4 protein-coding genes are annotated in these 2,472 nt (G+C 72.0%); 3 read left to right on the forward strand and 1 reads right to left on the reverse strand.

Annotated features, from left to right (window positions below):
• Positions 1-670, reverse strand: a 670-nt coding sequence (locus DBR36_RS12795) for an SDR family NAD(P)-dependent oxidoreductase (protein ID WP_108319953.1), incomplete at its 3' end; no start/stop codon positions are given.
• 145 nt (positions 671-815) lie between these two features.
• Between DBR36_RS12795 and DBR36_RS17815 the strand changes: the two genes are divergently transcribed.
• From DBR36_RS17815 to DBR36_RS12815, 3 genes are all read left to right on the forward strand, one after another.
• Positions 816-1,526 (forward strand): DUF4190 domain-containing protein, encoded by a 711-nt coding sequence (locus DBR36_RS17815; protein WP_181373595.1) that lies wholly within the window; start codon positions 816-818, stop codon positions 1,524-1,526.
• Positions 1,527-1,707: 181 nt separating this feature from the next.
• Positions 1,708-2,076, forward strand: a complete 369-nt coding sequence (locus DBR36_RS12810; protein WP_108319958.1) for a DUF3099 domain-containing protein — start codon at positions 1,708-1,710, stop codon at positions 2,074-2,076.
• Positions 2,073-2,282, forward strand: a complete 210-nt coding sequence (locus tag DBR36_RS12815) for a hypothetical protein (protein WP_108319960.1) — start codon at positions 2,073-2,075, stop codon at positions 2,280-2,282. Before DBR36_RS12810 ends, DBR36_RS12815 begins: the two co-directional genes overlap by 4 nt.
• Positions 2,283-2,472 lie beyond the last annotated feature (190 nt).

Consider the following 2,472-nt stretch of genomic DNA (forward strand, 5'->3'; position numbering starts at 1 on the left):
CACCCGAGATGTAGGCGGCGTCGTCTCCGGCCAACCACGTCACGACGCCCGCGACCTCGTCGGCCGAGGCGAAACGGCCGGCCGGGATGTTCTTCTTGTACTCGGCCTGGGTGTCGGCGGGCAGTTCCGCCGTCATGTCGGTCTCGATGAAGCCCGGTGCGACGACGTTGGCGGTGATCCCACGGCCACCCAGCTCGCGCGTGAGCGACCGCGCGAAGCCGACGAGAGCGCTCTTCGATGCCGCGTAGTTGATCTGGCCGGCCGAGCCGTACAGCCCGACGACGCTCGAGATGAGGATGACGCGGCCCCAGCGCGCCTTCAGCATGCCCTTCGACGCACGCTTGACCACCCGGAACGCCCCGCCGAGGTTGGTGTTGACGACGCTGTCGAAGTCGTCCTCGCTCATGCGCAGCAGCAGGGTGTCCTTGGTGACGCCGGCATTGGCGACGACCACGGCGATCGGACCGAGCTCGGCCTCCACTTGCGAGAAGGCGGCGTCGACGGTCGCAGCGTCGGTGACGTCGGCGCGGACCGTGAGCGTGCCCTCGGGCCCCTCGCCGGAGCGGGCGGTGACGGCGACCTTCCACCCCTCGGCCACGAAGCGCTCGGCGATGGCGCGACCGATCCCCCGGTTTCCTCCGGTGACGACGACGACGCGGTCCTGGGACATGGTGAGACTCCTGTGCGGGCGGGGACGGAACCGCCCCAGCCTACCGACGGCGCGGCGACGAGACCGCGAACCCTCGTGCGGCGGGGGTTTGACAGGGGCCGACGGCCGCTGAAACGCTGGAGAGGTCCGCGACGAAAGGGATACCGTGAGCGACGACCGTACGACCGACCCGAACCAGCCCACGCCCGACTCCGGTGCGTCCGCGACGGGACCCGAGACGACGGCGTCGCCGAGCGGCTACCCGGTGGCGCCGCCCTTTCCCGCGTCGGGGGAAACGGCATCCCCCTCCGGGGCTCCCTCGTATGGGGCGCCGTCCTACGGGGCTCCCTCGTACGGAGCGCCGTCGTCCGGCGCACCCTCGCACGACGCCCCCTCGTACCCCGCCCCGTCCTCCGGAGCACCGTCGTACGACCCGTCATCCTCCGGTTCGGCCGCCGCCGCGTACGGCACCGGGGACTCGACGTACGGAGCCCCCGCGTACGGCTCCCCCGCCCCCGGGACCTCGTCGTACGGCGCGGCCACGCCCAGCGCCTATGGCCAGGGCGACGCCGCCTACGCGTCCGGCGGGTACGGCTACGCGATGCCCGCGCGCACGAACACCCTCGCGATCGTGTCGCTGATCGCGTCGATCGTCGGCGTGTTCGTCCTGCCCGTCATCGGTCAGATCGTCGGCATCGTCACCGGGCACATGTCGCTCTCGCAGATCAAGGCGCGCGCCGAGAAGGGTCGCGGCCTCGCGGTCGCCGGCCTCATCGTCGGCTACGTCACACTCGCCCTGGGCGTGCTGCTGCTCGTCTTCTTCATCATCCTCATCCAGGCGGCGATCGGCGAGACCAGCTCCGGCTACGGCGTCTGACGCGAGCGGCCCCCATCGAGTCGGGGACCCGAACACCCCCCGTGGCCCACGCCCGGGAACGCCACGCGCGGCCCGTCCCGCCCCGCGCCGACGCGGCCCCCGACACTCGTTGTCACGACGTCGAGAAGTCGTTCCGCCACCCGACCCTGCGCTCTCGCTGCGGGCGTACCCTGAGACCACTGTGAAGACAAACCGCGCCCAGTCTGCGACGTCGCTCCCGAAGGCACCCCGGGAGGACGCCGACAACCGCTTCGCCAAGTACATGGTGATGATGGGGATCCGCATCGCGTGCTTCATCGCCATGGCGGTCGTGCAGCCGTACGGCTGGTACACCTTCGTCTTCGCCGCCGGCGCCATCTTCCTGCCGTACCTGGCGGTGATCGTCGCCAACGTCGGACAGGACGCCGCCCAGACCACGGCGATCAACCCCGAGCGCGCGATCGAAGCGCCCCGGCCCGCCGCGCCGACGGTCGCGGCATCCGACGAGCCGCTGGTCATCCGCATCGCCGAGACCCCGCGGTTGGACGCCCCGCGCGATCCGCGTCCGTGACGGACGACGCCTCCGCCGAGTGCTCGCGGGCCGGATGCCGTGACACCGCCGCGTGGACGATCACCTGGCGCAATCCCCGCATCCACACCGCCGATCGCCGCAAGGTGTGGGTCGCCTGCGACGAGCACGTCGGGTACCTGCGGGAGTTCCTGCGCGCCCGTGACTTCCCCGTCGAGGTCGGAGCTCTGACGGGCGGCCACGCGTGAACGTGACGGGCGGGTCGACCAGCGCACGCGCGGCGGTCGCGGCGCCGGACGCCCGCGCTACGGGTGAAGCACCGGTCGTGCGCGCACAGGCCGACGCACCTCCCGTACACCCCGCGGGTGGGACCCCCGCCGCGAGCGACGTACCCTTGAGAGCGTGGCCAGGGAAGACGACGTGAACGCGCGCGACGCG

This window comes from Microbacterium sp. HMWF026, from assembly GCF_003061325.1.
Classification (GTDB): Bacteria; Actinomycetota; Actinomycetes; order Actinomycetales; family Microbacteriaceae; genus Microbacterium; species Microbacterium testaceum_E.